The 23261-nt window shown below is 37.4% G+C and carries 25 protein-coding genes; 12 read left to right on the forward strand and 13 right to left on the reverse strand.

The window, feature by feature from the left end:
- Positions 1 to 34: 34 nt before the first annotated feature.
- Positions 35 to 799 (forward strand): MBL fold metallo-hydrolase, encoded by a 765-nt coding sequence (locus ACFQZ9_RS03670; RefSeq protein ID WP_498942363.1) that lies wholly within the window; start codon positions 35 to 37, stop codon positions 797 to 799.
- 707 nt (positions 800 to 1506) lie between these two features.
- Here ACFQZ9_RS03670 and ACFQZ9_RS03675 read toward each other — a convergent pair.
- Entirely contained in the window at positions 1507 to 2469 is a 963-nt protein-coding gene (locus tag ACFQZ9_RS03675; RefSeq protein ID WP_498942364.1) for an aromatic acid exporter family protein, read from the reverse strand.
- Between the two features lie 339 nt (positions 2470 to 2808).
- On the opposite strand from ACFQZ9_RS03675, the gene ACFQZ9_RS03680 reads away from it, so the two are divergent.
- Entirely contained in the window at positions 2809 to 3273 is a 465-nt protein-coding gene (locus tag ACFQZ9_RS03680; RefSeq protein ID WP_498942365.1) for a DUF3291 domain-containing protein, read from the forward strand.
- Between the two features lie 160 nt (positions 3274 to 3433).
- Here ACFQZ9_RS03680 and ACFQZ9_RS03685 read toward each other — a convergent pair whose 3' ends face one another.
- The 4 genes from ACFQZ9_RS03685 to ACFQZ9_RS03700 all read right to left on the reverse strand — a co-directional run bounded on the left by ACFQZ9_RS03685 (position 3434) and on the right by ACFQZ9_RS03700 (position 6066).
- The gene (locus ACFQZ9_RS03685; protein WP_498942366.1) at positions 3434 to 3979 is read right to left on the reverse strand and encodes a GNAT family N-acetyltransferase; all 546 of its coding nucleotides are present in this window, start codon (positions 3977 to 3979) and stop codon (positions 3434 to 3436) included.
- Between the two features lie 83 nt (positions 3980 to 4062).
- Positions 4063 to 4338, reverse strand: coding sequence for a hypothetical protein (locus ACFQZ9_RS03690; protein ID WP_498942367.1), 276 nt, complete (start codon positions 4336 to 4338; stop codon positions 4063 to 4065).
- 202 nt (positions 4339 to 4540) lie between these two features.
- On the reverse strand, positions 4541 to 5698 hold the full coding sequence (locus ACFQZ9_RS03695; protein ID WP_498942368.1) for a DUF4317 domain-containing protein: 1158 nt from the start codon (positions 5696 to 5698) through the stop codon (positions 4541 to 4543).
- 233 nt (positions 5699 to 5931) lie between these two features.
- Entirely contained in the window at positions 5932 to 6066 is a 135-nt protein-coding gene (locus ACFQZ9_RS03700; RefSeq protein WP_133333306.1) for a BA3454 family stress response protein, read from the reverse strand.
- A gap of 395 nt (positions 6067 to 6461) precedes the next feature.
- On the opposite strand from ACFQZ9_RS03700, the gene ACFQZ9_RS03705 reads away from it, so the two are divergent.
- The gene (locus ACFQZ9_RS03705) at positions 6462 to 6764 is read left to right on the forward strand and encodes a hypothetical protein (protein ID WP_198310081.1); all 303 of its coding nucleotides are present in this window, start codon (positions 6462 to 6464) and stop codon (positions 6762 to 6764) included.
- A 90-nt stretch (positions 6765 to 6854) separates the two neighbouring features.
- On the opposite strand, the gene ACFQZ9_RS03710 is transcribed toward ACFQZ9_RS03705, so the two are convergent.
- Positions 6855 to 8537: an Ig-like domain-containing protein gene (locus tag ACFQZ9_RS03710; protein WP_498942369.1), complete on the reverse strand. Its 1683-nt coding sequence runs from the start codon at positions 8535 to 8537 to the stop codon at positions 6855 to 6857.
- Positions 8538 to 8745: 208 nt separating this feature from the next.
- Between ACFQZ9_RS03710 and ACFQZ9_RS03715 the strand changes: the two genes are divergently transcribed.
- Positions 8746 to 9186 (forward strand): YaiI/YqxD family protein, encoded by a 441-nt coding sequence (locus tag ACFQZ9_RS03715; RefSeq protein ID WP_198310079.1) that lies wholly within the window; start codon positions 8746 to 8748, stop codon positions 9184 to 9186.
- A 157-nt stretch (positions 9187 to 9343) separates the two neighbouring features.
- On the opposite strand, the gene ACFQZ9_RS03720 is transcribed toward ACFQZ9_RS03715, so the two are convergent.
- Together ACFQZ9_RS03720 and ACFQZ9_RS03725 are read right to left on the reverse strand one after the other, a co-directional pair.
- Positions 9344 to 9484: a DUF3934 domain-containing protein gene (locus ACFQZ9_RS03720; protein WP_081810794.1), complete on the reverse strand. Its 141-nt coding sequence runs from the start codon at positions 9482 to 9484 to the stop codon at positions 9344 to 9346.
- 252 nt (positions 9485 to 9736) lie between these two features.
- Positions 9737 to 10846 (reverse strand): alpha/beta hydrolase family protein, encoded by a 1110-nt coding sequence (locus ACFQZ9_RS03725; RefSeq protein WP_498942599.1) that lies wholly within the window; start codon positions 10844 to 10846, stop codon positions 9737 to 9739.
- A 261-nt stretch (positions 10847 to 11107) separates the two neighbouring features.
- Between ACFQZ9_RS03725 and ACFQZ9_RS03730 the strand changes: the two genes are divergently transcribed.
- Positions 11108 to 11674, forward strand: a complete 567-nt coding sequence (locus tag ACFQZ9_RS03730) for an MOSC domain-containing protein (RefSeq protein WP_198310077.1) — start codon at positions 11108 to 11110, stop codon at positions 11672 to 11674.
- A 106-nt stretch (positions 11675 to 11780) separates the two neighbouring features.
- Here ACFQZ9_RS03730 and ACFQZ9_RS03735 read toward each other — a convergent pair whose 3' ends face one another.
- The gene (locus tag ACFQZ9_RS03735) at positions 11781 to 12443 is read right to left on the reverse strand and encodes a YfjL-like protein (protein ID WP_498942370.1); all 663 of its coding nucleotides are present in this window, start codon (positions 12441 to 12443) and stop codon (positions 11781 to 11783) included.
- A 380-nt stretch (positions 12444 to 12823) separates the two neighbouring features.
- On the opposite strand from ACFQZ9_RS03735, the gene ACFQZ9_RS03740 reads away from it, so the two are divergent.
- The 5 genes from ACFQZ9_RS03740 (at position 12824) to ACFQZ9_RS03760 (ending at position 16727) form a co-directional block, all read left to right on the forward strand.
- On the forward strand, positions 12824 to 13138 hold the full coding sequence (locus ACFQZ9_RS03740) for a formate/nitrite transporter family protein (protein WP_498942371.1): 315 nt from the start codon (positions 12824 to 12826) through the stop codon (positions 13136 to 13138).
- A 386-nt stretch (positions 13139 to 13524) separates the two neighbouring features.
- On the forward strand, positions 13525 to 14043 hold the full coding sequence (locus ACFQZ9_RS03745; protein WP_498942372.1) for a cupredoxin domain-containing protein: 519 nt from the start codon (positions 13525 to 13527) through the stop codon (positions 14041 to 14043).
- A 16-nt stretch (positions 14044 to 14059) separates the two neighbouring features.
- Complete coding sequence (locus ACFQZ9_RS03750; RefSeq protein ID WP_498942373.1) at positions 14060 to 15547, forward strand: heme-copper oxidase family protein; 1488 nt, start codon at positions 14060 to 14062, stop codon at positions 15545 to 15547.
- On the forward strand, positions 15540 to 16148 hold the full coding sequence (locus ACFQZ9_RS03755; protein ID WP_498942374.1) for an SCO family protein: 609 nt from the start codon (positions 15540 to 15542) through the stop codon (positions 16146 to 16148). Before ACFQZ9_RS03750 ends, ACFQZ9_RS03755 begins: the two co-directional genes overlap by 8 nt.
- Entirely contained in the window at positions 16149 to 16727 is a 579-nt protein-coding gene (locus tag ACFQZ9_RS03760; RefSeq protein WP_498942375.1) for a hypothetical protein, read from the forward strand.
- Positions 16728 to 16808: 81 nt separating this feature from the next.
- On the opposite strand, the gene ACFQZ9_RS03765 is transcribed toward ACFQZ9_RS03760, so the two are convergent.
- Positions 16809 to 17435 (reverse strand): fumarylacetoacetate hydrolase family protein, encoded by a 627-nt coding sequence (locus ACFQZ9_RS03765; protein WP_498942376.1) that lies wholly within the window; start codon positions 17433 to 17435, stop codon positions 16809 to 16811.
- A gap of 174 nt (positions 17436 to 17609) precedes the next feature.
- On the opposite strand from ACFQZ9_RS03765, the gene ACFQZ9_RS03770 reads away from it, so the two are divergent.
- Complete coding sequence (locus ACFQZ9_RS03770; RefSeq protein WP_498942377.1) at positions 17610 to 18983, forward strand: dipeptidase; 1374 nt, start codon at positions 17610 to 17612, stop codon at positions 18981 to 18983.
- A 61-nt stretch (positions 18984 to 19044) separates the two neighbouring features.
- Here ACFQZ9_RS03770 and ACFQZ9_RS03775 read toward each other — a convergent pair whose 3' ends face one another.
- Both ACFQZ9_RS03775 and ACFQZ9_RS03780 read right to left on the reverse strand, forming a co-directional pair.
- Entirely contained in the window at positions 19045 to 19413 is a 369-nt protein-coding gene (locus ACFQZ9_RS03775) for a Gp49 family protein (protein ID WP_026575468.1), read from the reverse strand.
- Positions 19414 to 19639: 226 nt separating this feature from the next.
- On the reverse strand, positions 19640 to 20095 hold the full coding sequence (locus tag ACFQZ9_RS03780) for a C40 family peptidase (RefSeq protein WP_498942378.1): 456 nt from the start codon (positions 20093 to 20095) through the stop codon (positions 19640 to 19642).
- Positions 20096 to 20275: 180 nt separating this feature from the next.
- Between ACFQZ9_RS03780 and ACFQZ9_RS03785 the strand changes: the two genes are divergently transcribed.
- The gene (locus ACFQZ9_RS03785) at positions 20276 to 21748 is read left to right on the forward strand and encodes a flavin monoamine oxidase family protein (RefSeq protein WP_498942379.1); all 1473 of its coding nucleotides are present in this window, start codon (positions 20276 to 20278) and stop codon (positions 21746 to 21748) included.
- A gap of 298 nt (positions 21749 to 22046) precedes the next feature.
- Here the strand turns inward: ACFQZ9_RS03785 and ACFQZ9_RS03790 are convergent, their stop codons facing one another.
- The gene (locus ACFQZ9_RS03790) at positions 22047 to 23117 is read right to left on the reverse strand and encodes a BMP family lipoprotein (protein ID WP_498942380.1); all 1071 of its coding nucleotides are present in this window, start codon (positions 23115 to 23117) and stop codon (positions 22047 to 22049) included.
- Positions 23118 to 23261: the final 144 nt, after the last annotated feature.

Genomic DNA, 23261 nt, shown 5'->3' on the forward strand with positions numbered 1-23261 from the left:
ACTATACATAAATCAAATAAAAGGAGTTTTAACTATGAATATACAACTAATTCGTAATGCCACACTTGTTGTTGAATACGCTGGGAAAAAGTTTTTAATTGACCCATTTTTAGCAGATAAAGGGAGTTATCCGCCCTTTTCTAATACCATTAGACAAGAACAATTTAATCCACTTGTTGACTTACCAACATCCATTGATAGTATTATCAATAATGTGGATGCTGTGATTGTCACACATCTGCATTTAGATCACTGGGATGATACAGCCAAAGAGGTGTTACCAAAGGGTATAAAAATGTTTGTACAAAATGAAAATGATGCTGGAGAAGTTAAGAACACTGGTTTTCAAAATGTAGAAGTTTTACAGGAAGATACCGTTTTTGATGATATCCAATTAATTAAAACAAAAGGTGAGCACGGAAGAGGAGAAAAATTATTAAAACGTGCCGGTCAAGTATGTGGTGTTGTCTTCAAACACTCAACTGAAAAAACGTTATATGTGGCTGGTGATACAGTTTGGTATGATCCAATCCACGAAGTAATCGAAACCAATAAACCAAATATCATTATTGTAAATGGTGGAGATAATCAAATATTAGAACTTGGTTCTCTGGTAATGGGGAAAGATGACATTTTTGAAGTGTATAAGGCTGCTCCTAACGCTAAAATCATTTCTGTCCATATGGAAGCTGTCAATCATTGGACATTATCAAGAGATGAATTGAAGAGCTTTATTAATGAAAAAGGAATCTCTTCTCATGTTTTAGTGCCTTATGATGGAGAATCGTACACATTCTAATTTTAAAAAAACAGTTTGCCAATGTGTTGGTTCAATTTTATTGAGTGCAGTTTTAACCACTAATACGTTCTAGACATATAAGGTGCTCATGATGATGTAGTTGATCATCATGGGCTTTTATCTTGTAAAGGGACAAAAATTGAATTTATTTGCCCTTAAACATTATTGGCACGATTTTCGATTTACTAACACTTTTGATTCTATTATTGGAGGAAAGAAGGTGTACTTCCTTATCATTTCCGCATGACGAAAATGATTCTGTGGTTTCAATCCACCATTACTTCTCTTTCCTTATTCTAATCCAAATACCAATAGCACAGGCCACTACCACAGTGATCGTTCCTAAATAAAATTGTACCTTCAGATAATTTGGTATGTATTCCATCAGACGAAAAGCTCTCCCTTCAAACTAGTTATCTCTCTTATAGAAGGATTCATATTTGAATTTCAGTAACAACGAACTTTTCTTTCAGTGTGTTTCTATAGTGAATTATTAATTATCTGTACCAATACAAAATTAATGAACCTCAAAGGAAACAAAAAAAATTTTTAAAATAAACTGCTTGATCGTGCTATGTGAAAAGCCCAGAAACTTAAGATTTATCAGTTTGGTTGTTTAACCTAAATCTATCCAAGAACCTCATAAGTAATTTATTACTGAACTGAGGTTCTTTTGCCCACTTCCATCTTGTAAAAAGCTGATGCTTTTAGGAAACATCAATCTGTTTTTCGTCGAAATAGTTTATTTTTGTTTTTAAATAATACTCCATCTCATTCATTAAATGGAAAACAGATGCCCTTGTTTCGAATTCAATGCGAGTTTTTGGCAACTCAAGCTCTTTCATTTTTTTGTGCTGACTTTCCAGTTTTTGAAGATGTTTGTAAGCTGTGTTTTCACTCTTCACATCGGCGCTGATATCGTAAAGAAATTCGGCAAATACATGCCGCTGGACGACATCTTCATCGAGTGACGATACAATGGGCAGCATGCGACTTAAAATAACAAATTGTTTCTCCCTCATATCGAAATAATAAAAATATCCCTTTTTATCGGAAAGCAATTGGTTTTCATCGTATTGAATAGCTAATCTTTTCCCTTCGTTAAGATTTTCTTCCAATTCCAATAGTTCTTTTCCGTCCCAACCTTGATCCCCTTTTTCCAAATAGGCTCCATATTCAAACAATATTTTTTTGAACTTCTCTTCTATGGCTGATTGGGTAGCCTTAAGGTTTTTTTCTACGTTAGGCATGTAACTGTTTAACAGAATCGCAACCCCTACACCGATGATGACGATTTGGAGTTCATTTAAAGCGATGGGAAGAGTGAATTTCTCAAGCGTGAAGATGTGAAGAACAATCACTACGCTATTCACAAACCCTTTTTGCAGTCGAAGCCGAACTAACAAGGGAATGAGAATCAAAATGAATAACGAAAATACAAGGGGATTGAATCCCAGCATTCGAAACACCAGACCACTCAAAACCAAAGAAAGTGTACAGGCAGCAAATCGTTCCAATGAAGACCGGATCGACTGCTTTTTCGTCTTTTCTATACAAAGGATGCAGATAATAGCGGCGAAACTAGCAAACTGAAGCTGAAGCAATTCGGCAATCCAGATGGAAACCCCCGCACCCAGTGCTGTTTTGATTGTTCTTAAACCAATTTTCATAAATACACCCCAGTTATTTCTATTCATGTTAGTTTACCATGATTGGTATGGTTTTTTTTGTATTTTGTTTGTAAAATTTTTGGCATCGCTTTCTTTTGGGCTCGAGGAGCTGGGGTAATGAAATGTGCTGTTAAGGGGCGTCTGTTAAACATAGGAAGATTCCATCATTGTTGATTTCTGAGAAGAAAAATGTATCATCTCACTTATACCAAAACTGTTCATTCGTCTGGGTTTTCATTAAAAAGCCAAGGAATAATTGGTCCAACGCTTAACGAAAAGGGAATTTTCACATTTTCACTTGAATATATCTAGGAAAAGACTGTAGATGGAGGGCTGTTTATGGCATTCGTTTCAATCTATACTGTGGGTAGGCTAAACCACCACTATGACCACCCTGCCTCTCGTGAATTTTTTCAAGTGGGAAATGAAATATATCGTCAGGCATCTAAATCAGGACTTATAGAGGCGCTTTCGCCTGAAGGAGTCCCTTTCCCTGAAGATATTGTAAAGGGAAAGGGCGCTCCTATTCTTACACTAACAGTATGGAGAAGCCTTCAATCCTTATATCGCTTTACCTATTCAGGGCAGCATAGTCAAGCATTACGAGATAAGAACAGATGGATCGAGCCATATCCAGAGAAACACCTTTCTTATGTAGTTTGGTGGACAGAAAAGGTGAAGGATGTCTCATGGGAGGAGGCATTCAAGAGATACAAATATTATATTCAGCATGGACCCACTCCTTTTGCATTTGATTTTAAGCATGCATTTGATGAAAAAGGTGAGACGTTCCAGATTAAGTAGTACTGGGGATCCTTTATTAATTAGGTAATTATCCATTTAAACGATGGTGACGTTAAGGAATAGTACACCTCCAATGCTCCCCTTACGATTTTTTTCTCTTGGATCTATTTCAAGGCTCTTTTTTTGTTTTTGAAGTTTTAATAATTCTTATAAGATTTAGCTATTTGTTATTCCATTCCTCTGCCAATATTCCATAAACAACATGGTCAACATAATGGTCATATAACCATTCTGCTTGCCTAATACATCCTTCATTTACATAGTTCAATCGCTCAGGAATACTCCTACTCTTCCTATTCCCTTCCGCCGCTCTAATCTCAACTTTATTTAAATTAAACTCATTAAAAGCATAACTGGTCAACGCCTTTGCCACTTCGGTCATTATTCCATTTCCCTGGAATTCTTCCCCTAGCCAATACCCAATATATGCTGTTTTATTTAACCAATTAATTTGATTGTAGCCTGCAACTCCAACAATTTCTTCGTTAAATAAAATGACCGCATTTAAACTCTTATTTTCTGCAAAGCCTTTTAAACAAATTTCAATAAACCCAATTGTATCTTCGAGTTTTGTTGTAGTATCCAGCCAAGGCAGCCATTCTCTTAAATAATCTCTTGATTTATTTGTTAATTCAAAAATCCTTTCACCATCTCGTAATTCTATTAATTTTAAAGATAGGTCATCATTTATTTTTTGTATAATCATTCGAGCCCCTCCGAAATGCACCAATTATATGATACTAACACCATTTTTAAAATAATCTATATTCTTTTCAATATAAAATTTTATTAATTCTTCATCCAGGTTAGTACCCGGACAATTTGAAATGGTTCGCTCCAAACAATAATAGAACTTAAGAAAAATAACGCAGCAACTGCTAAAAACTTTGCTTTTCCTTTTTCACTTTTAAATAGGGCTCCGAAACAAAATAACGAGCCAACAATTAGAAATCCAAATCCTGATGCCATAAAAGGCTCAAAAAATTCTGGAAACATATACGAGGACCCAAAAAACAAAACACCAAACACTGCGAATACGAAAGACCAAAAACTAAAACTTTTCATTAAAGCACCCCCATTTAACTTATTTTACCAAATCTCCTTAAGATTTGAGAAGAAAATGAATTGTAGCTTAAACAATTAGATGAACCTACACCATAAACTAATTCTTCATCCCACAATTTAAAAAGACCTTACTCGATACCGAATAAGATCTTATAAGGAATTAGCGCTATAAATGGACCAAAGTTTAAATGTGTTATCACATCTAGAGTGTCTCCGATTCCAGTTTAAATCCTTCCACCATTACTTCTTCATCGACCTCTAACAAGAGGCACCGTTTTCCCTCGAATGTGATATATTTAACATATTTCAAGTCCTTCGGGTTGATCGTAACGTCTGCCAGCTTTGTATTGATTTTAATCGTTTTTGGTACTAAATTGCTTGCTTTGAATTCATATTTTTCATCATCGATAATCGCTTTGAAGGCATGTTCCACTTTAGCAGGCTCTACATTTTCGACCCCGCTGACCGTTAAAATCCTTTCAATGTCCCGAGTATCCAATGTTGGAATTTCACTTTCTTCCTTTTCTGCATTCTCTTGGATCATCTTATCGATTTCCTCATAAACATTGGAAATGACCCGAGGTTCAACTTCGTCTCCCATCACTTCTTTTAAGATAAAATCGAAGCAATCCTTATCTTCCTGAGCAGTCATGATCTCTTCACCATTTAGAACCTCTTCAATAAATCTCACATCTGGCTCATTGGCTTTTCCGGCACAATAAAGAATATGGTTCACATCTGCAGCATTATCATTAAACGTTGGGAACAGAAATCCTGACATAGGTGAGTCTAAATTAATTATCGGATCCACGACATGATAGGACTTATATTCTTTTTCGATATAGTCAAACATCAAGGCTTTTTTCGGATGATCGGTTTTATTAAGGCTGCATAGGATAAATTCGTTTGAATACACCGCATCATCCCCACCTTCTTCCGATTCTGGATTCCGCTTCTTGGTAGGCTTTCGGTATTCCCCCCGGATAAATGTCACTACCGTATCAAATTCATAAGCACCATGAGCAAACATTTTCGTAACAATTTCCACCATATTATCTTGCCAATCTGCTGAGTCCGATTGAAGTCCTTCGAAGAGAATCGTTTGTGTACTGTATTCCACATCCCGCTGGAATTTCAATTCAAACAGCTTAGCATCAAGATTACCTGTTAAAACTTTTTTAAAGTTGGCTAAAAACAATTCTTGTGCTTCCTGTTCCAACATTTGAAAGGGCTGGCAAACTTGATGGTAAATCTCGCCCGATTCTTTTTGAACATACACATTGAAGATTTCACGGATGTTCATACGATAATTATCTAATTTAAATTGCTTTCGGATATTCGCGATGTCTTTTTTATTCATATATCTCAACTCCCATTCCTGATTATACTGTTCCAACAAGAAAATAGTAATACTTGATATTATTTCAATTTTAATAGTAGGCAAGCAAATATTTCGGTTCACCCTTCTTTTAAAGAATAAATCTTCACTCACTTTTAATGATTTTTAACGTGTTACGAGCAAACCATTCAAATTTAGATCAATAAAAAAAGCCGCCATTGGCAGCTAGTTACATAAAAGCCTTGGATTCTTAATTAATTTGCCCATTGCTTCAAAACTTGTTCTTTTGCTATACGATGAACCTCTTCTTCTGTTTGGTTTTTGTCCGCAATTACGTTCGTTTGATAAACTTTACCATTATGTGTTACATAAATTGTATACTTGTACATTTTTTTCGATCCCCTTTATATCATTCTAATAATTTGTTCACAATTTCATTTAGTTTTTTAACTTTTTTTTATTTTACAAATAAAATGATAGTGATGAAAGCTAAAAAAAAGGTCAAGATTTGACAAACTCTCAACTTAACCAGAATGAAAATATTTAGTAACAATAGCTAATGGCTCACAAAGTCAATAAAATCAACGAACTTTCTATGAATCTAAACGATTATGTATTACTGGTTCACTACTAAAAATGCTGAAACTTGTCGAAATAAAAATGCAGTTCTTAAACCTTTGTCTTATTGGTATTGCTTTTGTATACTTTAAACTAGAATAGTTATTGGTATTTTCAATGTTCGTTTGGCGAATTTTCCTATTTCCAAAAACCAAGGAGTGATGATGTGGTCAATCGTGTTAAAGAAAAATTGGAAACTGCCCTTGAAGATTGGGAGTTGATGAAAAAAGCTGCCGAGGATGAAAGCGAAGAAATAGCCGAACGGTTCGAGATGCATTTTTATGAGTTTATTGACGAATTAAAGATTTGGTATCAGCATTTAGATCAACCTCCATTAACGATCGAAGAGGCAGAAGATCTTATCGAAATCAAGGAACTTATTAACCTCTTACCTGCCCCGCTAGAACTCAACTTTTTAACAGAACTTGAGCTAATCATTGAAGGAGAAGATCGGGTTCGTTATGATTAATTTTCACCTAGGGACATGGGATACCTTTCACAGGTCCCTCACCTAGTCCAATCAAAAAAGCCAATCTAGTTAAGATTGACTTTTTTTGGTTCATTTTGAAACGATCACTTTTTTTGTAGCACTTACTTTTCCTTTTGCATCTTTTGCATAAACATATAATTTTGTGCCTGCTCGCTGCTTAGGAATATTCACTTTATAAGCTCCATAAGCATTTGCTTTTGCTGTATATTTCTTTGTTCCAATTTTAACGGTTACCTTCGCATGTTTCTCCGTTTTTCCCGACACAGTTTTAGAAGTGTGTTTGACTGTATTCACAGTAGGTAGATTTGGCGCAACCCGTTTAACGGTGACCTTCCTTGCAGTCCCTACATTACCGGCACGATCTTTTACTTTGACAGATATCGTCATTCCTGTATTTTGCACAGGTATTACCACCTTGTATTTTCCGTACCGATCCGCTTTTGCACTATACGTTTTCTTCACAATTTTCACATACACCTTTGCATATGCTTCCGTTTTACCGGAGATTATAGCTGCCTTATTGGTTACTTTATTCACTGTTGGAACTACTGGTGGTGTATTATCGATTACTTTAATTGTAGTAGATGGACTTACCTCGTTCAGGTAATCTTTATACGTTACCGTAAGTGTTTTCCCTGCCTTTTGGACAGGAATAGTAATCTTATAGTACCCGGTTGCATCTGCCTTTTTTGGTTGGCCAATCGGAAATCTCCCATTCATAATTCGAATCATGACATTCGCAGGTGCTTTTCCGGATAAAACTCGATCATGATCATCTACAGGATTCACGATTGGAGCATTCAACTTTTTACTGATATATACAGAAGGGATATATCCTGCTGGCTTTTGATCTGTACTTTTATATTTAACCGGGTACCAAACAAATTGGTTTGGACTAGTTGCAGTTTTATCTAAGGTAAAACTCCTATCGATGATCAAAGTGGTGCCTTTTCTTAGGGTAGTACGATTACTACTAGTACTTGGTTGTGAGCGTAACCTTGCATCATTCTGTGTCACCACTACCTTGTTCCCCTTTTGAAAAAAATATCTAGATGCATGCATCTGAGAAGTAAGGATGTAATCCTTCTTTTTGAAAATAATATTGGTGTCGCTGCCTGAATTATACTCAAAATCAGCTCTAGTGAAAGGGAATTGCGCTAAATTTGTTTCATTTAAGAAGCTGTCTTGTTTAATCCTGGCAAAGACTTTTTCCTGATAAGCATTCAGATTTTTCTTTCCGTCAGCCTTGTAAATTGGGCTGTTTACAGGCTTCGTACCGTTATAAGCCATTACAGGGAAATACCAATTTTCAATGACCTCTCGTCCTGCCCTTTTTATTTTCGGCAAATCTGTACGATTATACATACTGTTAAGAATGTCGACGCCTGCCTGTATATTATAGACAATATCACTTTTTAATTTTTCTTGATTATAGGTTGCTTGATTCGTAATTTGCATGATTCCAATGCCGCCATCTTGCGATTTAAATGGCTGTCCTTTACTGTCGAATTGTCTCCAATCACTTTCTGTTGCAGCAACAGCCTTTAAGACCTCTGGAGGAATTTTTGCACTTAAAGCTGCATTGGTCAATAAGCAGTTTATATGCTGAGAAGAGGGATTTTTATTGGGTACTATTTTCTCATATGATGCACATTTGGATGGCCATAACATCTCCGCAGAAACCTCTTTATAAGACCATCCTAGAAATATTAAGGAAGTCATCAGCCCTGCTTTCAGTAAAATTGATTTCATTCATTCTCTCCTTATCATTCTTAAAAATTTATAGAATTAATTTTACATGATAGATTGATATTTTTCTATTATTTGGGAGAGCATGCCAGAATAAGTTTTACGAATGATAACTGTTTTTTAAAGATTTTAGGTACACCATCTTTATCGTTTGACAAAGGCTAAATTTGCCATTATCATCAACTCAAACTTATTTACGGGAGCGGTAAAGATGAAAATATATGTTGATGCAGATGCTTGTCCGGTGAAAGATATCATTATCTCTGAAGGTACGAAGGCTGAAATTCCAGTTATCCTTGTTACTAGCTTTTCTCATTTTTCGAATGCGGAACAACCATCAGGGGTAGAAACCATTTATGTTGATTCTGGAGCAGATGCTGCGGATTATCGGATTATGAAGTTGGTTGAAAAAGGAGATCTAATCGTTACGCAAGACTATGGTCTAGCTTCGCTAGGTTTAGCAAAAGGGTGTACGGTGCTTCATCATACTGGGTATACTTATACGAATGAAAACATTGACCAATTATTACAAACACGTTATTTGAGTGCAATGGCTCGAAAAAGTGGAAAGCGTACAAAGGGTCCAAAACCATTTACATCTGAAGATCGGGAGAAATTTAAGGAGCTTTTTATAAGAGCGATTTCACGTTAAAAATAAATTGTGATAAATATTAACTAACATGCCCCCTTTAGCTGAAAAAGAAAAAAGCGAACTCCTTTTAAGGAGCTCGCCACATGTTTGATCATTAAAATTGTATTATTCAGCATTCACTATGTTTCGGATAAGTGACTTAACGATCGCCCGTGACTCATTCCACATCCGTCTTTTTTGTACCTTTACTTGTATAAGGTTTTGCACTCTTTTTTTTGTTGGCACTTGCCTGCCAACGGTTCCACCCCTTCTTGTCTGTTCCTCTCCCTGTTCCACCTTTTCCTTTAGCTTTACTCATAAAATCACCTCATTCTCATCTTTTTTTCTATTAGTTCCACCAAAACACAAGCAATACTCCTTTAAATTAATGCTCTGTTAAACTTATTTGTTGATTTCCGCTCCAGGATGCTCGCTTTCCGCGGGGCGGGCGGTGAGCCTCCTCGGCGCTTAAGCGCCTATGGGGTCTCACTTGTCCCGCTGCTCCCGCAGGAGTCTCGCACTTTCCGCTCCAATCAACGTTTTCAAAATCAGCATTGTCCTTTAACACATCCTAAATTAAAAATTCAGCAATTTTCTCACGAAACAAATGTGTTTCTAATATGCCGGCCAAATGTCCATTTAAACTATCAAATTCAAATAGTTCCGCTTGTTTCTCTTGCTTTTTCATGATTTCGATCATTTCTCGATTATAAACGGTAGGCTGCAATAAATCACTGGTACAGGATACCATTAATATCTTTGCTGTAATTTTTTCTAAAGCCGCTTCGAACGATTCATGAGCATGTGCGATATCATGCATCATCGTTGCCCTGCACGTGTAATACCAATGACTGGCATCAACAAATGTTGAACCAGATTCAATCGCCTGTGCAACCTGTTTTTCATAGGAAGTTGGCACTTTGAAATCCTGATAAGGTTCTTGCTCTTTGCAATCCCTTGGATAGGTTGTTTCATAGAATTCCGGAGTGAATGCCCCGGTATTCATCATTTGAACAGCTAGATGAAGGCCTTCTATCGGTTCTTTCCCGTCCTGATAAAAACCATCATTCCAATTGGGATCAAGGGCAATAGCACGCATCCCATGTTGAGTCACATTTAATGAAGTAAGAATTGGATTTTGCGGATTAGTAATTACGCCAATCATCCGTTCCACTTTTTCAGGGTAATTCACGGCCCAATGCAGTGAAATAAATCCACCGGCTGAAGCCCCCATCACGGCATATAGTTTGTTGATTCCTAATTGTTTTGTTAAAAATTCATGTTGAATGCCTGCCATATCACGGTACGTGAAAGCCGGAAAATCAAGGCCCCATATTTTACCTGTCTTCGGGTTGATAGATCTTGGTCCTGTAGTAATCACATAGGGGTTTTTCACCTGGACATTGGCAAGGTTATCGGTGCTTATGACAAAAAATTTATTAGTATCTACTGCTTTTCCAGGGCCAATTAAATCATTCCAGTATCCTGGAAATGGGTCCTCCGGTGTGTATTTTCCTGCTGCATGACTTGTACCACTGAAATAATGAGGGACTAAGATCACGTTCGATTTATCCACATTTAATTCCCCATAGGTTTCATATCCAAGTGTAACCGGAATGCTTTCCCCATTTTCCAAAGAATAGTTTGCAATTGTAAATGACTGTTTCTGTACGTGATTCAGATCCATTATAGTTCGCCTCCTATGTTTTTCCCTTTTTCCGACTTTAAGTACGAGTTCATCTTTAAAAATATACGCTTTACCCTTTGATTGGGTAACAACCGATGAAAGAAAAAATGCATGTCCCCCGGTGCTTTACCGAATTTCTATCTTTCTTGGTGTGGAGTAACCTTCCTTTAAGTGCTACAATACTCTTTAAATGGTAAATTTACAATTTACTAGGAGTCAACAACAGTATAACGATATATTCAAAGAGGTGCTTATATGAAAACTGCAGAGGCAGAGGTACGTGCAATCCTCATAGCGGATAACCCAGAAACTTTTGTTACACGCCGAATTCCTGAGGTAAATCTTGAATTTGGTGGAATACCGGGGGATCGTCACTTTGGAGTTACTTTCCCGGCGGATTCTCGTCAGCCCATGTATCCTAGAGGTACAGAAATCCTCAATCGCCGTCAGATTACCATTTTGGCTGAAGAAGATTGCAGGCAGATTTCTGAACAATTAGGTATTGAGAAGGTACTGCCTGAATGGTTAGGTGCAAATCTATTGTTGAGTGGATTCTCTGAGCTGACATGTCTCACGCTTGGTTCACGAATTATTTTTCCTAATGGTACAGGCTTGATTTGTATGGGTCAAAACCTGCCGTGCGTGTTTCCTGGTGAAATTATTCAACAGCAATATGAGGATCGTCCAAAATTAGCAACAGATTTTGTTCGTGCAGCCTTTAAGCGAAGAGGTATTGTTTGTGCAGTAGAACGACCGGGTAAAATTCATCAAGGAGATCAAGTACAGATTCTAATTAACAACTTTTCAAATCCGATGCAATAAAAGGTTGTTATTCGACTTATTGGCTACCAGACTCAAAGTGATGCCTTCGCAGGAAGGCTTTTTTTTAGACACGATTAGAAGATATTACTAAGTAAATTATGATTATCTAATTTTCTTTAAGAATCGCTTTCCCATTAATATAAAACCTTTCAATGATAACATTATCTCCCTTTTTGTCTTTCACATAAATTTCCAGGTTAAGTTCTTTGGGTATGCCCTTTAGTTCGGTGTTTACCTTAAGGGCAATTTCATCCATCAGCCTTATCGTTTCATTCCTGCTAAGTCCGGTGTCAGCCCACGATATATTTGCATTAAAATAATTCTTTTCTAATCTTGTCTGGGGATTTGGAGAAAAAAAGGCAAATTCAACACCCGCAACTTCTATATGATGCTGCTCCTCCGCCTGCACTGTAAATTTGATTTTTGGAAATTCTTTTACCAGAATCTCTAGAAATTTAGATTTTAATTCCTCAGTAGCTAAATACGCACCATATGCGTCAAACATAGTTAATTCATATCTGGAAGTTTCAAATACAGCCTCTTTATCATCACTTGGTCCTAACTTAATATTGTAATCTGGAATTAAAAAATTATAGCTGGACGAATAAACTTTGAAGTCCTTGTTATATTTTTCTTCAAAATACGTTAAGACCTCCTTTTCCGCTATTCTTTTGCTGATGGGGTTTCCAAAAAAGGCATTTAGGAAATATCCGATTACAAAAATTATTGCGATCGATACGATTGTGAAAATAATTTTCTTAGGTTTCATTTTTATCACCACCATTTACAAATAATTATTTATTCAAAAGGTCAAAAAAGGAACGTTCTGTTAATGTAATTATATTCCCCAAAGTGTAAAATTACACTTTAATTCTCTTTTTCTTAAAAATAAATTATCTATTTTTTTCGACACATTCCTAATTGTATAAAGATAGAATTCAAATCTTCGATATACTTATTAAAAAACAAATAGATTAATAGTACTTTATCCTCAAGCGGATTGGCAGTAATTTTAATTTGCAATCATCTCCTGAATTTCTACCATAAATACTATGTTAATAAGTAAATTGTAATTTTTTGTAAAATAATATTGATTTGACAAAGTACCCTCTTTACAATAAAAATCAAACGAAAAAGGAGGGATGGAGATTGGATTATATTAAACCGATACAGTTGATAGAGGATGTTGCAACTACAGGAGCCTATAAATCCAATTTGGCTGTGAAGGACATTTTATTCAAGGGAATTCTGTCAGGTGCCTTTTTGGGATTCGCCACAACTCTCGCTTATAACGCTTCAATCGAAACCAGGTTGGGGATTGTTGGTGCCTTTATCTTTCCTGTTGGATTTGTCCTTATTTTATTATTAGCATTAGAGCTGGTAACCGGGAATTTTGCCATGCTGCCACTCGCTAAAATGAGAGGGCTTACATCCGGTAAAAGTGTTTATATTAACTTCTTTTAGGCTCTTATTGGAAATCTTTTAGGAAGCCTGTTGTATGGGGGATTATTTTATATCTCTGAAACAAAACTGGGACATATTACCGAAGGGCCGATGATTGAAAAAAGCTCTTCATTTTGTAAACAAGAAAGAAATCACTTCCGCACACATCCCCCTTAACCCTCCGGCATCTATAAAGGAAAAGGACTTATAGAGAATCAGTGGAACCTTCCACCCCTTCATCTACTAACTAACAGGGAAATCCATCTCTTTATTTTTCTGATAATTGTGACTTTTCTAACAGTAATTCCTATGTTTATTTTGTATGATTCTTTTAGGCAAGAATTTATTGCTGCACACAAGCTTAGCCATCCTTGAAGAAAAAAATTTTTTTAAAAAGGGGGATTAGTATGTATCAACAAGAAGCCTGGGATATTACCTTACTTCTTAGCCTTTTTATCATTTTTGTCTTCCTGTTTGTCTTTGCACGCTCTGATAAAAAAGTTGATTATACCGGGATTCAAAAAAAGGGATACTTTATTCGCAATATTTGGTTTATATTGGTATGTTTATCGTTGCTGACTACAAGCTTTTTTACCTTAAAACAACTGCCTTATCATCGGGCGGCAGCGAAAGGCACTCCTGTTGACGTCGATGTTACCGCTATGCAATTTGGGTTCGAAATATCTAAGGACACTTTTAAAGTTGGAGACTACATTGCCTTTCATGTCACTAGCAAGGATGTCAATCATGGCTTTGGTTTATACGATGATAAAATGAATATTGTTGCTCAAACTCAGGCCATGCCTCAATATACAAACACTGTGTATTATCAATTTACGAAACCTGGAACCTATTCTATATTGTGCTTGGAGTATTGTGGTGCAGCCCACCACATTATGAAACGCGAGATTATCGTTAATGAATAATGGGGGGAGTTAGTAAATGACAAACACATTACGGGTTGCAATTAACCCAAATACAAAGAAAAGTGTTGTGTTTCCACTTATCATTAGTGGTGCGGTATTACTGTTAATGATGATTGCTGGTGTTCTGATGCTCCTGTCCCAAGGAAACCTTATCAAGTTGGACACCATCATGTTCTATAAAGTCATGACCCTGCATGGAACCGGTATGATCAGCGCTTCTATACTCGCCGTATCTGCCATCATGTGGTATTTTTTAAGTCAATACGTTCCTTTAAAAAGGTCTGTGTTTCACCTATATATTATTCTTTTCCTTATTGGCGTTACCATGATTCTAATTGCAATCTTTGGCTATGATTTTGCCGGTGGCTGGACCTTCCTTTATCCTCTGCCTGCCATTTCTGGAGGAGTGTGGGGGAAAACTGGTGCTGCCCTTTATTTAGGCGGGATGTTAGTAATTGGAACTTCGTTTTTGATTTTTCTATTAGAAACCGCACATGCCATCATCAAAAAATATGGAAGCTTCTCTACAACGTTGGGCTGGCCGCAACTTCTTGGAAAAAAAGAAGGATTTGGTCCTCCTCCAACAGTTGTAGCCGCTACAATGGTATGTATAGTTGACATCACGGCACTGATTGCAGGTGCTTCCATCCTTTTAATGAGCCTCATTAACCTTTACACACCAAGTTTTACTATTGATCCACTGCTTGCAAAAAACTTAACCTTTGTCTTTGGCCATGTTCTTGCAAATTCCACCATTTATATGGGGGTTATTGTCGTCTATGAGCTACTCCCCCGCTATACGGGCAGGCCTTGGAAATCCAATAAAATCTTTTTAATTGCGTGGAACCTTTCAACCATTTTAACGCTTTCTGCCTATCCTCATCATCTTTTGATGGACTATGCTATGCCAAAGTGGGTCCTGATTTTGGGGCAGGTTCTTTCCTATATCAATGGAATCCCAGTGCTGGTTGTTACTGCATTTGGGGCTTTGATGATTATCTATCGTTCTGGAATTAAGTGGGACGTGGCTTCAACCTTCCTCTACCTTTCAATATTTGGCTGGGTGATTGGGGTGATTCCGGCAATTATTGATGCCACCATCGTGATCAATGAAGTGATGCACAACACCAAATGGGTACCGGGGCATTTCCATATGTATATGGGGATGGGAGTTTGTGCAATGATTCTTGGATTCATGTACTACCTGACAAGGGTGGAAGGCGGACGGACGGATAGCAAGTTTGACCAATTCATCTTATGGATGTATTTCCTGGCGTTCCTTGGATTAACCTATTCATTCTTATTCTCTGGAAAGACAAGTGCTCCAAGACGCTGGGCTGAGCATCTTCCTGAATGGACTCCTGTAGATATTGTAGCTGCTTTCTTCGGATTTTTCGCAATGGTCATTTTCTTGTTATTTTTCTTCCGTTTTATTAACTACTCCAGCAAGATTAGGGAAAATATTTCCAATACTGAGGATATTGGAACTTCGACACATGGATAAAAAATATTTCTTCATGACAATAGGGCTCACAATCTTAGGCACAGCCATTTTGTTTTTCTATAGCGATCATTTTCGGGCTTTTACAGCCGAACAGGCAAGGAAAATCAATGTGTTGCAGGAAAGTCCCATCGTTCCTAATGTCACTTTTGAGGACAGTAAGGGAGAATCCTTTACCCTTTCTGAATATCAAGGGAAATACGTTTTGGCTACGTTCTTTTATCCTACCTGTGGAGATGTTTGCCCCGTAGTGGAGATGAATTTTAATAAAATTTATTCGAGCCTTCCAAAAAGGATCCTGCGTGACAAATTACATTTTATAAGTATTAGTTTTGACCCTAAGCGGGATACACCTGAAATGCTTGAACACCATCGCGAATTGTATGAAGCAGACGGAGTCAATTGGAGAATAGCTACGGTTCCAGACCAAAAGGAACTGAAGTTATTATTAAAAATGGCAGGGGTCATTGTCATCCCGATTGAAAATGGATTTGAACATAATGCAGCATTTTATTTAATTGATCCTAAAGGCAGGTTAATCCAGATATATGATTATAACTCTCCCGACAAAGTTGTCGAGGAATTAAATTTAAGGGTGAAATGAATGAAACCTATTGTACTCATTTGCTTTATGCTTATTGCCGCCCTAAGTATCCCACAAGTAAGAACGGGTCTTGAAAGTACTATGGTTGGCCAAATGGTTGTTCAAATTCCTTTATTAGCTTTTACTGGATATTTATTTGGAACCAGCTTCAGGAAACATGTTTGGAAGCCGGAATGGGGTCAATACAACCCAGATGGAATTCCTGGTCTGCTCATTGCTATATTTACCAGCATCTTTTGGCTTCTGCCGAGATCCCTTGATGCCGCGCTTAACAGTACTACATTTGAATTAGCAAAGTATCTGACTACTCCTCTAATGATTGGTCTGCCCCTAGCCTTTAGCTGGGGGCGGCTTTCTCCTGTAGTGAAGGGGTTCATTTGGGCAAATGTAATTTCCATGCTTTTTGTCATGGGCTGGCTTTACGCTAACGCTCCCATTCGTCTCTGTAACAATTATCTTAAGGGACAACAAGTCAACTTGGGAATTACATTAATCGGTCTCTCGCTATTCTTCCTATTATCGTTTTTTTGCAGGGCATTTTTCATTGGTGAAAAAAGAATCAGTCCCCCGCTGCGTTAGGCAGTGGGAGGACTGACCCAAAATCTAAAAATCGATAACGCCACCAATCCAGACATCAATACCAATAAAATCCCAAAGAAATTAAGTTAATTTAATTAAACACTCTCCAAGAACCCTATTATCCCAAACCAAAGAAAGATGATCACCGTCCAAAACTTGTCCGACTCCTTCTGGTGTTCCGGTAAAAATGATGTCCCCTTCACCCAAACCAAAATTCTCAGCGGTGAAATCTAAAATGGTTTGTAAATCAAAAAGCATATTTTTAATGTTTCCTTGTTGAACCTTCTCCCCATTTTTCATTAGCATGAAATCAGCCTTTTCCACTTCATCAAGCCCAGGAAAAGTAATGAACTCACTCACGACTGCCGAATTTGGAAACCCCTTTGCAAGCAACCATGGATGCCCTTTTTTCTTCAATTCCGTTTGGACATCCCGTAAAGTTAGGTCAAGCCCAATCGCCATACTATCAATTGTTTCGTCTACTTTCATGCCGATCTCATATTGTTTCCCAACCCTTAAAACGAGCTCTGTTTCAAAATGGATGGAGCCACGATTTGCAGGCAGCTGTATTCTCTGCCCTTTCGCTTCAACCAAGGCATGAGTAGGTTTTGAAAAAAGAAATGGCGAAGTAGGCACTTCATTGTTTAATTCCTTTGCATGTGCTGCGTAATTTCTTCCTACACAATAAATATTTTTAATCTCCTTCATGTCTCATCCCTCATTTTTCCATGTAAAGTTATCTCTTTCCATTCTACCATATTGATTTTCATCCGCTTTATAAAATTTCATTTTCTGCTCGCTCCTGAATTCAACTTGAAACATTTAACAATATGATACAAAATTAACTTAATGGAAAAATTAAGATTTTAGGAGGTTTTTTTATTGGATCAAGCTGTTATTACATACCTTACAAAAAACAGAGAAAAGCATTTAACGGAATTAAAGGAATTTTTGGCGATTCCAAGTATCAGCTCTCTCCCTGAACATAAAGAGGATGTTCAAAAGGCTGCAAAATGGGTGTCCAATGCCCTTCAAGAAATCGGGATGGAAAAGATCGAAATCTACGAAACAAAAGGTCACCCTGTCGTTTATGGGGAGTGGTTGAAGGCAGAAGGAAAACCAACTGTAATGATTTATGGCCACTATGATGTACAGCCCGTTGACCCGGTTGAATTATGGGATAGCCCTCCTTTTGAAGCAGAAATCCGCGACGAGAAGATCTATGCTCGTGGGGCAAGTGACGACAAAGGCCAGGTGTTTATGCATCTCAAAGCGTTGCAAGCGATCTTTAATATCACAGGAACCCTTCCCATCAATGTAAAATTCCTGATTGAGGGGGAAGAAGAAATCGGCAGCCCTAACCTTCCGCTCTTTGTAAAGGAAAATAAGGAATTATTATCCTCCGACGTGATTGTGATTTCCGATACCAGCATGATGGAGCGCGGAAAGCCCGCCATTTGCTATGGGTTGAGAGGTTTGTGCGGTGTACAAATTGATGTTAAGGGACCAAAAAGCGATCTTCATTCGGGATTATACGGCGGCATGGTTCAAAATCCGATTCATGCATTAGTCGAGATCGTGAATTCCTTCCATAACGAAAAAGGGCAGATCACCGTTGAAGGCTTTTACGATAAAGTGGCGGAGTTAACAGCGGCTGAAAAGGCAGCCTATGCATCACTAGGAATTACAGATCAGTCTTTTATTGACCAATTAGGGGTTCCGGAAATGTTTGGCGAAGAAGGCTTTACGTCATTAGAAAGAAATTGGGTTCGTCCAACGCTTGAAGTGAACGGGATTTATGGCGGATTCCAAGGCGAAGGCATTAAAACGGTTCTTCCGGCGGAAGCCCATACAAAAATCACCTGCCGCCTTGTTCCAGATCAAGATCCGGATGAAATTGTAGAGCTATTGCAAAAACATATCAAAACACATACACCACCTGGAGTCACAGTAAATGTTTCGCTTTTTGACAAAGGCCCTGCGTTTGTTACACCATTTGACCATCCAGCAATTCAAGCTGCTGGGAGAGCATATGAAAAAGTCTACAACGTACCTACGTCCTATACACGTGGCGGCGGCTCGATTCCGATTGTAGCCACTTTTGATCAAATTTTAGAAAAGCCGGTTGTATTAATGGGATTTGGACTCCCGGACGAAAATTTTCACGCACCGAATGAACATTTCAATCTTGAGAATTTCGATAAAGGGATGGAAACCATTTGTTATTATTGGTATGAGCTGGAACAATCTTTATAAAAATGTGAAGGGCTACTCCTATTTAATTGGAATAGCCCTTTTTGATTATACTTTTTAAAAATTATACTAAGTATGCACCTAATGCAACCATAGCCTTTTTTAATGCTTGTTCATATGCCTTATCTTTTCCAATAATCGTTCGAAAATCAGCCATGTCGCGAACTGTTGAACGTCCTTCAATTTCATACCCATTTTCAAAGATTAGTAGACAGATAGTTGATTTATCACTCATTCGGTGAAATTTTTTCTCGACAATCATTTCCTCTAATTTTTTCCTTCGATCATCTTTAATGCCGGCGGTTCTGGAATAAGGAATGACAATATGGTCATAGATATGTTTGTTTTTACAAGTAACAAATAGAAGGTCTTCCCCTTTATGCTCAACATTATTTATTTCTCCACATTTTGGGCAAATACTTTCAATCATCATAGTGTTTCTCTCCCTTAGATTATAAATGTTTTAGGACTTTCCACTTACCCCTTTGTTTATTTACAAAGGTTCAAAAAATGGGAGTTACTTTATGAAATTTTCCTTAGTTTATTACGGAAATTAAACACAGTCAAATTAAACTTTCTCTAATTTTTCTGATAATTCAACAATGTATTTCTATGGTTAAAAAAATCAGAAAAAAAAAGACCACCGTTTCCGATGATCTTTATACTCGTTTTGCTCCAATATATCTAGCATGCCAGTATGGGTTGCTTGTTTTTGTAATCATAACTCCTTTGGAAGAAGAAGCCATAATCATTTTACCGTATCCGATATAGATCGCAACATGTGTTGGTCTGCTTGCTTTTGATGGTGCGAAGAACATTAAATCTCCTGTCTTTAGAGAAGATACATGATATCCGTTGCCATAGTACATTGTTGCTGCTGTACGGTTTAATGTTCTTCCTGCTTTTCCATAAGAATATTTCACAAGTCCTGAACAATCAAAACCATATGGTGACATTCCACCCCATCGATAAGGTACTCCCATATGATTTTCCGCTACTTGAATTGCTCTGATATGATAATTATAAGATGCCGCTTCCGCTTTATCACCAACGTTGGCAAACAATGTGCCACAAGAAGCAAGAATGACAAACGCCATGATGAATTTTTTTAGCATATTGGTTACCCCCTCGTGTGATTTGATAGTTCCAATATACTAGGAAGGTATAACAGGGACATCACAGCAAATTTACAGTTTTGTTACAAAGTTATTCTGAGATAATTTTTACTCTTTAACACATAGGCATCTCTCCAAGTGAATACAATGTAATATTCCTTTTCATAAAGGGGAGATGAAATGCCTGAAAACATAAACGGGCTCTTAACCATACAACAGATGATCAGCTTTATTCGGAATGGTCTTAAAAAATCGACAGTCCCTAAGAGGATTACTATTGTCGGTGCAGGGATTGCAGGACTTGTTGCCGCGTCGCTTTTGAAGGAGGCTGGGCATCACGTCACCATCCTGGAAGCAAACAGCCTTGTTGGAGGCCGTATCTATACCATCCGTGACCCTTTTAGCAACGGACTTTACTTAAACGCGGGCCCCATGCGAATTCCTGATACTCATTTGTTAACTTTAGAATATATTAAAAAATTCAGTTTACCCTTAAACCTTTTTATCAACCGAACAACCACAGATATTCTTTATATAAATGGAATACGGACACGTCTCAATATGTATGAACAAAACCCAAGTATTCTAAACTTTCCGGTTCGTCCCAATGAAAAGGGTAAAAGCGCAGAAGAACTGTTTAATTTAGCTTTCCAGCCTATTGTTAATTTTATTAATAAGAATCCAAAGAGAAATTGGCCATTAATCGAAAAAGAATTTAAAAGGTACTCTCTTGGTTCTTTTTTAAATTCTTACCATTATCAATACGGAACTACCTTTTCAGATGGTGCTGTTGATATGATTGATATACTTCTTGACTATGAAGCCTACATGGGGATGTCATTTCTTGAAGTATTACGTGAAGCATCAACCTTCAGTACAAAACGTTACTATGAGATCACGGGAGGTATGGAACTACTTCCAAGGGCATTTTTGCCACAATTAAAAGAGGATATTCGATTCAATCAAAGGATGACAAAAATTGTCCAACATCATAATGATGTAACTATCCATTCCACCGATCAGCAAAACTTAACAAATTCTTCCATTACAAGTAATCTTGCCATCATAACCATTCCCTTTTCAGTGTTACGATTTGTGACGATTGAACCCTACCATTCTTTTTCTTATTATAAACGCAGAGCGATTCGTGAAATCAACTATATGGCAGCAACAAAAGTTGGAATTGAATTTAAAAGTAGATTCTGGGAAAGGTATGGTCAATTTGGTGGTAAATCCATTACGGATTTGCCGATTCGGTTTACCTATTACCCAAGCCAAGGGATTGGCAAAGAAGGACCTGCTGTTGTTTTGGCAAGTTATACATGGTCAGATGAAGCTTTAACATGGAATGGTTTATCCGATGAAGATCGTGTTCAATATGCCTTAAAAAACCTGGCCGAAATTTTCGGTGACCAAGTCTATTCTGAATTTAAATTAGGAACTTCTTTTAGTTGGGTCGATAATCCCTATTCTACTGGAGCTGTTGTGGCATTTAAGCCGGGGCAGGAAAATGAATTGTTTCCTTATATCACGATGCCTGAAGGAAGAGTTTATTTTGCAGGTGAACATACCACCCTTACCCACGGTTGGATGCAAGGAGCGATTGAATCTGGAATTAGGGTTGCCAATGAAGTGAATGACTTACCGAAATAAAACCGGGAATTCAGTTCAATCTGCCTTGCTCGAAAGTGAAGCACATGTTCGGCAGTATTATTAAAAAAATAACATTCATAAATTTTCTTTGTTGTCTCAAAGAAAAAACTAATAACTTTCTTAATTTAGTTCATAATAAAATTACTTCAAGAAACCCCTAAATTCTTGAAATTGTTGTTTATCCATCCTTCACTATTGGAAGGGTGGATTTTTCATGCAAAAATATCCACGAAAAATTGAAGAGAAGCCGACAGGAGGCAGCTTCTCTTCAAAATGTACGATTAGCTTTAAGCGATTACTATTTAACAGTAAATGTTTTTAATTCAGCAAGAGTTCCTGGAACCTTGAGAGCTCCGGATTTAATTTTATCAGTCCACTCATTTACTGCCTTTTCAATAGCAGCTTTGTTTGCTTCCTTGGCATTAATTGGAGCTAATGCTACACCATCTTCTTTTAAACCGTAAAGAATATCCTGTCCTCCAGGGAATTTTCCATCTTTTGCTTTTTGAGCAGTATCCTTTACAGCAACGTCCACACGTTTAAGTGCAGAAGTAAGAACAATATCAGGACCCATGTCACTTTGATCACGGTCTACACCAATTGCCCAAATTTCACCATTTGGATTCTTTTTCTTTCGGTCCGTTGCTTCTTTAAATAGACCGTTACCAGTACCACCAGCCGCATGAAAGACCACATCTGCTCCAGAAGTATACATTTTAGAAGCAATTGCTTGACCTGCCTCTGGTTTGTCAAAAGCCCCCGCATATTGAACCTCTACTTTTGCTGTTGGTTTTGCTGCTTTTACTCCAGCAAGAAAACCAGATTCGAAACGTTCAATTACAGCATTTTTCATACCGCCAATAAAACCAATATGATTACTTTTTGTTGTAAGTCCTGCTGCAACTCCCGCAAGGAAAGCTGCTTCTTGCTCTTTAAAAAGAATGCTTACAACATTAGGCTCTTTCACTTCCGAATCAATAATGGCAAAATTCGTATCCTTTTGTTGTTTTGCCACTTGATCTACAGCGTTTTGCATTAAGAACCCAATACCAAATACTAAATCAAAGCCTTGGCGGGCAAGTGTCGTTAAGTTTGTTACATAATCAGCATCAGATGTAGATTGAAGATAATCATATCCACCTTTTCCTTTTTCCATGTTATTTGCTTTACCAAAGGCTTGGAGACCTTCCCAAGAAGATTGGTTGAAGGATTTATCATCAACCCCACCAACGTCCGTAACCATGCCAGCAGAGAAGCCATTCTTTTTGTTACCGCCAGTTGTGTTGTTATTACCCTTTCCACATGCCCCCAGAATGGTCCCTGCAGCAAGCAATAACGTTAATAGCAATGCCATTTTTCTCTTTATCACCTTAATAGTCCTCCTAAGAAAATTGATGAAATACAAAAACTAACCTGTCATATATAAATTAGTTTGTCAAAAAAGGACAGGTTCATTCCTTAATTCTTTAATTGCACAATTTCACTTTTATACTTTTTCCACTTTATTCTTTAC

This window comes from Neobacillus sp. GCM10027624, assembly GCF_042675345.1.
GTDB classification, from domain to species: Bacteria; Bacillota; Bacilli; order Bacillales; family Cytobacillaceae; genus Neobacillus; species Neobacillus cucumis_D.

Coding starts and splice junctions, on each gene's coding strand:
- ACFQZ9_RS03670 (WP_498942363.1), top strand. CDS start 35: ATGAATATACAACTAATTCGTAATGCCACACTTGTTGTTGAATACGCT.
- ACFQZ9_RS03675 (WP_498942364.1), bottom strand. CDS start 2,469: ATGAAAATTGGTTTAAGAACAATCAAAACAGCACTGGGTGCGGGGGTT.
- ACFQZ9_RS03680 (WP_498942365.1), top strand. CDS start 2,809: ATGGCATTCGTTTCAATCTATACTGTGGGTAGGCTAAACCACCACTAT.
- ACFQZ9_RS03685 (WP_498942366.1), bottom strand. CDS start 3,979: ATGATTATACAAAAAATAAATGATGACCTATCTTTAAAATTAATAGAA.
- ACFQZ9_RS03690 (WP_498942367.1), bottom strand. CDS start 4,338: ATGAAAAGTTTTAGTTTTTGGTCTTTCGTATTCGCAGTGTTTGGTGTT.
- ACFQZ9_RS03695 (WP_498942368.1), bottom strand. CDS start 5,698: ATGAATAAAAAAGACATCGCGAATATCCGAAAGCAATTTAAATTAGAT.
- ACFQZ9_RS03700 (WP_133333306.1), bottom strand. CDS start 6,066: ATGTACAAGTATACAATTTATGTAACACATAATGGTAAAGTTTATCAA.
- ACFQZ9_RS03710 (WP_498942369.1), bottom strand. CDS start 8,537: ATGAAATCAATTTTACTGAAAGCAGGGCTGATGACTTCCTTAATATTT.
- ACFQZ9_RS03715 (WP_198310079.1), top strand. CDS start 8,746: ATGAAAATATATGTTGATGCAGATGCTTGTCCGGTGAAAGATATCATT.
- ACFQZ9_RS03720 (WP_081810794.1), bottom strand. CDS start 9,484: ATGAGTAAAGCTAAAGGAAAAGGTGGAACAGGGAGAGGAACAGACAAG.
- ACFQZ9_RS03730 (WP_198310077.1), top strand. CDS start 11,108: ATGAAAACTGCAGAGGCAGAGGTACGTGCAATCCTCATAGCGGATAAC.
- ACFQZ9_RS03735 (WP_498942370.1), bottom strand. CDS start 12,443: ATGAAACCTAAGAAAATTATTTTCACAATCGTATCGATCGCAATAATT.
- ACFQZ9_RS03745 (WP_498942372.1), top strand. CDS start 13,525: ATGTATCAACAAGAAGCCTGGGATATTACCTTACTTCTTAGCCTTTTT.
- ACFQZ9_RS03750 (WP_498942373.1), top strand. CDS start 14,060: ATGACAAACACATTACGGGTTGCAATTAACCCAAATACAAAGAAAAGT.
- ACFQZ9_RS03755 (WP_498942374.1), top strand. CDS start 15,540: ATGGATAAAAAATATTTCTTCATGACAATAGGGCTCACAATCTTAGGC.
- ACFQZ9_RS03760 (WP_498942375.1), top strand. CDS start 16,149: ATGAAACCTATTGTACTCATTTGCTTTATGCTTATTGCCGCCCTAAGT.
- ACFQZ9_RS03765 (WP_498942376.1), bottom strand. CDS start 17,435: ATGAAGGAGATTAAAAATATTTATTGTGTAGGAAGAAATTACGCAGCA.
- ACFQZ9_RS03775 (WP_026575468.1), bottom strand. CDS start 19,413: ATGATGATTGAAAGTATTTGCCCAAAATGTGGAGAAATAAATAATGTT.
- ACFQZ9_RS03780 (WP_498942378.1), bottom strand. CDS start 20,095: ATGCTAAAAAAATTCATCATGGCGTTTGTCATTCTTGCTTCTTGTGGC.
- ACFQZ9_RS03785 (WP_498942379.1), top strand. CDS start 20,276: ATGCCTGAAAACATAAACGGGCTCTTAACCATACAACAGATGATCAGC.